The organism is Cellulomonas biazotea (assembly GCF_004306155.1).
Lineage (GTDB): Bacteria > Actinomycetota > Actinomycetes > Actinomycetales > Cellulomonadaceae > Cellulomonas > Cellulomonas biazotea.
In genome coordinates, this window is sequence record NZ_BIMR01000185.1 from 1 (window position 1) to 8,042 (window position 8,042).

An 8,042-nucleotide genomic window follows, 5' to 3' on the forward strand; every position below is an offset into this window, starting at 1 on the left:
CCCCTCACCCCACCCCTCACCCCGCCCATCCCCACTGCCCGCGAGTTCGCCGGTCCCGGTCGAGGTCGTCGGCTGTAGCCGCCGAGCTCGGCACGAATCGGCGAACTCGGGGGCAGGATGCAGGCGGCAGGCAGCGGGCGGCAGGGGGCAGGCGCAGGCGGTGGGTCGGCGGCCGGGCCCGCGGGTCAGGCGAGGGCGGTCAGGAGGGTCGCGAGGTTGGTGCGGAGGGTCGTGCGGTAGTCGTCCAGCCAGTCGCCCTCGAAGGCGCGCGGCACGATCTCGGTCAGCAGGATGAGCGTGAGGAACGTCCGGTAGAGGGCGAGGCGCGCCTGCGCGGACGGGCTGCTCACGTCGAGGCCGCCCGGGACGACCGTCGCGTACCCGGCGAGCACGCGCGGGTTCACGGGCCCGGTCGTCATGCAGTCGGCGCCGACGACCTCGTGCAGCGGGTCGCCCCAGAAGGCGCGCTCGGGGTCGATGACGCCGACGATCTCGCCGGTCGCGGCGTCGACGAACAGGTTGCCGGGCCACAGGTCGGTGTGGACGAGGACGGGTCGGGTGACGTCGGCCAGGGCGGCGGCGTGCCGGCGCAGGGCGGCGCGGACCTCGTCGGCGGGCAGCTCGACGCCCCAGCGCGGGGCGTCGGTGAGGACGGTCTCGACCATGCGCCCGAACGTCTCGGGCCACGTGTCGCCGACGAGCCCGGTCGCGGCGTTGGGGTACCCGAACCCCTGACCGGCGGGTGCGGGGAGCAGGGTGTGCAGCCGCGCCATGTACGCGCCGAGCTCCTCCTCGGCGCGCGCGAGGCGTGGGTCGTCGTCGACGGGTCCGAAGCCCGCGTCGGTGAGCGGGACGCCGTCGAGGTGGCTGACGACGAGCGCGTCGGACGGGAGCGTCGTCCGCGTGAAGTCGGTGAGCAGGACGCGTGGCATGAGCAGCGCGGGGTGCTCCTGCGCGAGGCCGTAGACGTGTGCCTCGGACCGGACGAGGTCGAGCTCGTAGCTGAGCAGCTTCTCGGTGGCGGTGGGTGCGGTCTTGACGATGACGCGTGTCTCGTCGGCGAGCGTCACGCGGTAGCTCGTCGCGAACATGCCGCCGGTGAGCCGCTCTGCGTGCTCGACGGCGCCGAGGGGTGCGAGCACGGTGCGCAGCGCGTCGAGCGGTACGTCGGTGCTGGTGAGGGGTGTCTCGTCGGCGAGCGTCACGACGCGCAGGCTACTGCGCCGCACGGCCCGCCCGGGCGGGACGGAGGGCCCTGCGGGTGTCGAAAGTCCGGCCTCGGGTAACGGCCCGCGCGGGGGACGCAGCGCGGGAGTGCTGGCTGCGGACGGTGGGGCGAGCCGGCACGGCGGGCCGCGGACGGTGCCGCGACCCGGTGCGGGGCCGGGTCGTCAGCCCTCCTCGGTCACGCCCGTCGGTCGCGGCGGGGCGGCGTCCGTGTCGGCCGGTGCGGTCCGCTGCTGCGGCACGGTGCTGCGCGGGTCGACGCATTCGGCGAGCTCGCACGCGGCGACGGTCGCGCCTGCGGTGGGTGACGGCGACTCGTCCTCGACGGCGCGGGCGACGCGGTCGGTGACGGCGTCGGGCCGGGGGCGCAGCGTGCGGTACGCGGCGAGGGTCGCGACGAGCGCGAGCGCGGCGGACGCGATGACGACGAGGAAGCCGCCGTGGGAGCCGTCGGCGTCGATGCGCGCCCCGGCGATGGACGACCCGAACGAGACGCCGACGCCGAGCGAGGTGCCGACCCAGGTGAGGCCCTCGGTGAGCCGTGCGGGGGCGACGAGCTGCTGGACGAGGGCGTTGCCGTTGATGAGCGTGGGGGCGATCGCGAAGCCCGTGACGAACATGACGGCGGCGAGGACGACGAGGTTGGTCGCGACGACGAAGAAGCAGACGCCGACGGCGAGCACGACGACGCCGATCGCGAACCGCTGGTGCAGGGGCCGGACCCAGTGCCGGGTGCCGTAGAGCAGCCCGGAGATCAGGGAGCCGAAGGCGAAGACGGCGAGGATGACGCCGGCGATGCCGGTGTTCCCGGACTCCTCGGCGAAGGCGACGGTGGACACGTCGGTGGCGCCGAAGATCGCGCCCATGGCGACGAAGACGAGCGCGAGGACGACCATGCCGGGCGCGGCGAGGACGGACCCGCGGACCTTCTCGCCCTTGGCGACGGTGGGGGCGGGCTCGGTGGTGCGCAGCGCGAGGAACCAGTAGCCGCCGACGACGAGGGCGACGAGCGGGACGACGAGCCCGGCGGCGGGGTCGACGCTGGTCGCGAGCAGGGTGGCGAGGACGGGGCCGACGATGAAGACGAACTCGTCGATGGTCGACTCGAGCGCGTACGCGGTGTGCATGGGGCGGGGGTCGCCGCCGAGGACGCCGGACCAGCGGGCGCGCACGAGCGACCCGAACGACCCGACGGCGGCGCCGGTCACGGCGGCGGCGACGTAGAGCAGCCAGGGGCTGGTGTCGGCGCGGGCGGCGACGACGAGGGTGACGAGCCCGACGGACGCGACGGCGACGGCGGGGCGCATGACGCGGGCCTGCCCGTGCCGGTCGACGAGCCGCGCGAGCTGCGGTGAGCACAGGGCCTGCGCGACGACGTAGACGGCGGAGACGCGGCCGGCGAGCCCGTAGGAGCCGTAGAGCGCGGAGATCATGAGGACGATGCCGATGCCGATCATCGACATCTGGAGGCGGGCGACCATCCCGGCGGCGGAGAACGCCAGGGCCCCCGGGCGCGACAGGATCTCGCGGTACGGCTGGAGCATGCCGCCAGTCTCGCACCGCCCGCCGACGCGGGCCCGGGGGCTTCCCGTGGCGTGCCGCGTGCCGCACCATCGACGCATGACGGACGTGCTGGTCAGCGACGCGCCGCAGGCGCACCGGTTCGAGGCCCGTGACGAGGCGGGCGAGCTGCTGGGGATCGCGGCGTACGACGTGGTGGGCCGGACGGTCGTGTTCACGCACACGGAGGTGGACCCGCGGGCCGAGGGGCGCGGGGTGGCGTCGACGCTCGTGCGCGCGGCGCTGGACTCGGTGCGGGAGGCGCACGGGGACGTCGTGGCGCTGTGCCCGTACGTGAAGGCGTGGCTGGCGCGGCACCCGGACTACCAGGACCTGGTGCACCGGCCCGCGTAGCACGACAGGTTGCGCAGAGCAACTTCAGTTAATTCTGCGTGAACTTGCCCTGGGCAATCTGGGACGGAACCGGACATCCGGGAAGCGCATCCCGTGGTCGCGGTCACATTTGGACAACCGTTCGTCTTAATACGCCTTTACTGCCTGGTACGTTCGATTTACCGAGATCGCCGGGTCTGTCTCCGGCCACGACCGCCCGACGGTCTCGCCGTGCGCCTCCAGCAGAACAGGGGGCGGTTGCGCACGTCACACGCAGGTAATCACGCCTGTCCGTGGACCAACGACGCGTACCGACGACTCACCAGTTGCCCGGGACGACGTCCATCGCTGCATCGCCAAAGCCGCCGGTCAGCCAGTCATCACCACTGCTCACGATCAGGCGGTCAGGCCATTGTTCGTATTCGTACTGCAGCTTCGTCACATGTTCGAAGGCCAATCAGAGTTCTATCTCTTCGCGGTCTTCTCGACCATCATCTGGGCGTTGTGGCTGCTCAAGGTGCTGTTGTCGCGCCGCTACAGGCCGTACACCGGTGAGTTCCACGGGACGACCTCGGTCGTCATCCCGGTGGTCGACGAGCCGCTCGACCTCTTCCACGACGTCCTCTCACGGATCGTCGGTCAGCAGCCCGACGAGGTCATCGTCGTCATCAACGGCAAGCGGAACCCCGGCCTCGAGCGCGTGAGCGAGGAGTTCGCCCCGCTCGTCCGCTGGGTCCACACCCCGATCCCGGGCAAGCGCAACGCCGTCAAGATCGGCACCGAGATGTCGCACGGCGAGATCACCGTCCTCGTCGACTCCGACACCGTGTGGACCGACGGCACGCTCCCCGAGCTCGTCAAGCCGTTCGCGGACCCCGCGGTCGGCGGCGTCACCACCCGCCAGCGCATCCTCGACCCCGAGCGGTCCTGGATCACCCGCTGGGCGGACTGGCTCGAGAACTCCCGCGCCCTCTACTCGATGCCCGCGCAGTCCGCGCTGGGCCAGGTCGGCTGCCTGCCGGGCCGCACCATCGCGTTCCGCCGGCACATCCTCATCGACGTCATGGACGACTTCATGAACCAGAAGTTCATGGGCGTCTTCCTCGAGGTCTCGGACGACCGCACCCTGACGAACCTCACGCTCAAGGCGGGCTACAAGTCCGTCTACCAGTACACGAGCCTCGTCTACACCGACGCGCCCCTGGAGATCCGCAAGCTGTTCAAGCAGCAGCTCCGCTGGGCCCGCGGCAGCCAGTACAACACCCTGCGGATGCTGCCCTGGATGATGGGCCACGCCCCCGTGCTGGCCGTCTTCTTCGTCATGGACATCGTCCTGCCGTTCCTGCTCTTCGGGACGATCGCCGGCTGGATCTACCGGGCGATCTCCGGGACCGGCATCAACCTGTACCAGGCGATCCTCGAGACCTACACCGGGCTCGAGGGCTGGGTCTGGGTCGTCGCGACGATGATCGTCTCGTCCGTCCTGTCGATGGCGATCCGCCAGATCCGCCACCTGCACGAGAAGCCCTCGGACTTCCTGCGGCTGCCGGTCTTCATCATCGTCTCGACGTTCTTCCTCATGCCGATCCGCCTCCTCGGCTTCCTGCGGATGGCCCACGCCAGCGGCTGGGGCACCCGTGCGGGCGCCTACGCCGGCGGCGACCTCATGCAGGAGCTCGAGCAGACGCCCGACGGGCCCGTCGACCTCGTCGACCGTCCCGCGCCCGACGGCGTCGTCCCGACCCAGCGGTCGGCCGACGACGGCACCGTCCTCACCCAGGCGCCGGCCCCGGCGCGCGTCCGCCGCGCCACCGCGGCCCCCGCGCCCGCCCGTCGTCGCCGTCTCAACCCGCTGGCCGGCATCCCCTACGTGATCGCCCTGGCCGTCTTCGCCCTGGAGGCACTCGTCTATGTCTGAGCACACCGCACACGGGTGGTGGGCCCGGGCGATCCGGCCCTCACCGCGCAAGCGCCTCGCGGCCGCCGGGATCGCGCTCGCGCTCGTCGCCGTCACCGTCGGGGTCTGGCTGTCGCCGTCCGTCGACACCGTCGTCCCCACCATGGCCAGCGCGCAGGAGCTCAAGCTCTCCGCCGAGAACGAGAAGCTCCGCAACTCGCTCGAGGCCCGCGAGCAGGAGGTCGCCGACCTCGAGCGCTCGCAGCGCAAGGCCGCCGCCGAGCGCAAGGCCGCCGCCGAGCGGGGCTCGGCCAAGGCCGCGGAGGAGAAGGCAGCCGCCGACGCCGCCGCCGCCCAGAAGGCCGCGGAGGAGCAGGCGGCCGCCCAGGCCGCCACCGCAGCCAAGGTCGCCGCCGAGAAGAAGGCTGCCGCCGACCGCGGCAAGGCCCGGGACCGTGCCGAGCAGGCCGAGGCCGCGCTCGCCCGGGCCCGCGCCAACGCCTCGACGCCCACGACCTCCGCCCCCGCGGAGATGCCCGCGGTCAAGCCGACGGCGCCGTCCCTCGACGCGCTCCGCGCGCCCACCGCACGGCAGCTCGGGCTCTACACGCCCCAGTCGCCGTTCAGCTGGGCCGAGCACGACGCGGTCGCCGCGAAGATCGGCGCGCAGCCGAACATCGTCGGCTACTTCCAGGGCTGGGACGGGCCGTTCCGCGCGGACGCCGTCACCCGCTCCTGGGCCAAGGGCGCCATGCCGATGATCACCTGGGAGTCCCGCGCGCTCGCCACGGCGAACGACGTCGTCGAGGAGCCCGAGTGGTCGCTGCCGGAGATCATCAACGGCCGGTACGACGACTACCTGCGGCAGTACGCCGCCGACGTCACCGCCACCGGCCTGCCCGTCGCGATCCGTCTCGACCACGAGATGAACGCGTCCTGGTACCCGTGGAACGAGCAGGGCTCGGGCGGGAAGTCCGTCAACGGCAACAGCCCCGGCGACTACGTGACGATGTGGCGCCACGTGCACGACATCTTCGAGGCCGCCGGCGCCAACCAGTACGTCCTGTGGGTGTGGGCGCCGAACATCGTCAACAACCTGCCGGCCGCGAACCAGTCGCTGGAGTACACCACGAGCCTCTACCCGGGTGACGAGTACGTCGACTGGGTCGGCCTGTCCGGCTACTACCGGCCCCCGTACCGCGAGGGCCAGACGCCGACGTTCGCGTGGACGTTCGACACCTCCCTCAACCAGCTCCGTGCCATCACGGACAAGCCGATCTTCCTCGCCGAGATCGGTGCCTCCGAGACGGGCGGCCAGAAGGCCGCCTGGATCACGGACCTGTTCGACGCCCTGGCCAAGCCGGAGAACGCCGACGTCGTCGGCTTCGCCTGGTTCAACCACGCCGTCACCACGATCAGCCAGGGCGAGCGCATCACGAACGACTGGCGCGTCGAGTCGCGCGCCGACTCGCTCGCCGCCTTCGTCGAGGGTCTGCACGACCCCGCCGACGGCTTCGCCCTCACCGGTGGTGCGTCGTGAACCGCGCGACCGCCACCGCCAACCCCCGTCGAGCCAGGAGAAACGACATGACCGAGCAGCACACCGACGACCTCGCGGTCACGGACCTCTTCCCGCGGCGCATCTTCGACGCCGACGCCCCCACGCCGCGCATCAGCGTCCTCGGCACGGGCTACCTCGGTGCGACGCACGCCGTCGCCATGGCCCAGCTCGGCATGGAGGTCGTCGGTGTCGACACCGACCCGAACAAGGTCGCCGCGCTCCAGGCCGGCAAGGTGCCGTTCTACGAGCCCGGGCTGCCCGAGCTCCTCGAGGAGCAGCTCGCCACCGGTCGCCTGCGCTTCACGACCGACGTCGCCGAGGCCGTGGCCTGGGCGGACGTGCACTTCGTGTGCGTCGGGACGCCGCAGACCAAGACGAGCCACGCGGCGGACCTGCGGTTCGTCGAGGCCGCCACGACCGCGATCGCCGAGAACCTCTCGCACGACGCGCTGATCGTCGGCAAGTCCACCGTGCCCGTCGGCACCGGCGCCCGGCTGCGCTCGCTCGTCGCGTCGAAGGCCCGCAAGGACGTCCGTGTCGAGCTCGTCTGGAACCCCGAGTTCCTCCGCGAGGGCAAGGCCGTCGCCGACACCCTGCACCCCGACCGCATCGTCATGGGCGGCACGACCCCCGAGTCGGAGGCGCTGCTGCGCCGCGTCTACGCGACGCCCATCGCCGAGGGCTCGCCCGTCGTCGTCTGCGACCTGCCGACCGCGGAGCTCGTCAAGGTGAGCGCCAACGCGTTCCTCGCCACGAAGATCTCGTTCATCAACGCGATCGCGTCGGTGTGCGAGGCGGCGGACGCCGACGTGACCGTCCTGGCCGACGCCCTCGGCCACGACGTCCGCATCGGCCGCCAGTTCCTCGACGCCGGCCTCGGCTTCGGCGGCGGCTGCCTGCCCAAGGACATCCGGGCCCTCATGCACCGCGCCAACGAGCTCGGTGCGCACCAGGCCTCGGCCCTGCTCCAGCAGGTCGACGAGATCAACATGGGCCAGCGCGGCCGCGTCATCGAGCTCGCGCTCGAGGCGTGCGGCGGGTCCGTGCTGAACCGCCGCGTCGGCGTCCTCGGGGCGGCCTTCAAGCCGCACACCGACGACGTGCGCGACTCCCCGGCTCTCAACGTCGCCGCGGCCCTGCACCTGCGCGGCGCGCAGGTCACCGTGTACGACCCCCAGGCCGGTGACACCGCCCGCGCGTCCTTCCCGACGCTCGGCTACGCCACGTCGGCCGACGAGGCCGTCGAGGGTGCGGACGTCGTCCTCGTCCTCACCGAGTGGGACGAGTTCGTCGGCGCCGAGCCCGCGCGCCTCGCCTCCCTCACCCAGAACGCGAACGTCATCGACGCGCGCGGCAAGCTCGACCCGCAGCGCTGGCAGCAGGCCGGCTGGTCCTTCCGGGGCCTCGGCCGGACCGCCGCCTGACGGGTCGTCCGACCGGCCCGTCCGCAGCGGGCCGGCCGGC

Annotated in this window: 7 protein-coding genes; 4 read left to right on the forward strand and 3 right to left on the reverse strand. The window is 72.3% G+C overall.

The features are described from left to right. Positions 1-185 precede the first annotated feature (185 nt). Both CBZ_RS12240 and CBZ_RS12245 read right to left on the reverse strand, forming a co-directional pair. Positions 186-1,205, reverse strand: coding sequence for a phosphotransferase family protein (locus tag CBZ_RS12240; protein ID WP_246013319.1), 1,020 nt, complete (start codon positions 1,203-1,205; stop codon positions 186-188). Between the two features lie 186 nt (positions 1,206-1,391). Continuing rightward, positions 1,392-2,771: an MFS transporter gene (locus tag CBZ_RS12245; protein ID WP_373862173.1), complete on the reverse strand. Its 1,380-nt coding sequence runs from the start codon at positions 2,769-2,771 to the stop codon at positions 1,392-1,394. A 76-nt stretch (positions 2,772-2,847) separates the two neighbouring features. Between CBZ_RS12245 and CBZ_RS12250 the strand changes: the two genes are divergently transcribed. Next, on the forward strand, positions 2,848-3,141 hold the full coding sequence (locus tag CBZ_RS12250) for a GNAT family N-acetyltransferase (RefSeq protein ID WP_130781816.1): 294 nt from the start codon (positions 2,848-2,850) through the stop codon (positions 3,139-3,141). 298 nt (positions 3,142-3,439) lie between these two features. Here the strand turns inward: CBZ_RS12250 and CBZ_RS22015 are convergent, their stop codons facing one another. Beyond that, on the reverse strand, positions 3,440-3,562 hold the full coding sequence (locus CBZ_RS22015; RefSeq protein WP_281274879.1) for a hypothetical protein: 123 nt from the start codon (positions 3,560-3,562) through the stop codon (positions 3,440-3,442). Between CBZ_RS22015 and CBZ_RS12255 the strand changes: the two genes are divergently transcribed. The 3 genes from CBZ_RS12255 to CBZ_RS12265 are packed head-to-tail and all read left to right on the forward strand — an operon-like array spanning position 3,563 to position 8,002. Then, positions 3,563-5,038, forward strand: a complete 1,476-nt coding sequence (locus CBZ_RS12255; protein ID WP_246013321.1) for a glycosyltransferase family 2 protein — start codon at positions 3,563-3,565, stop codon at positions 5,036-5,038. Further along, on the forward strand, positions 5,031-6,557 hold the full coding sequence (locus CBZ_RS12260) for a glycoside hydrolase family 26 protein (RefSeq protein ID WP_130781818.1): 1,527 nt from the start codon (positions 5,031-5,033) through the stop codon (positions 6,555-6,557). The genes CBZ_RS12255 and CBZ_RS12260 overlap by 8 nt, the downstream gene beginning before the upstream one ends. Before the next feature lie 47 nt (positions 6,558-6,604). Next, complete coding sequence (locus CBZ_RS12265; RefSeq protein WP_246013323.1) at positions 6,605-8,002, forward strand: UDP-glucose dehydrogenase family protein; 1,398 nt, start codon at positions 6,605-6,607, stop codon at positions 8,000-8,002. Positions 8,003-8,042: the final 40 nt, after the last annotated feature.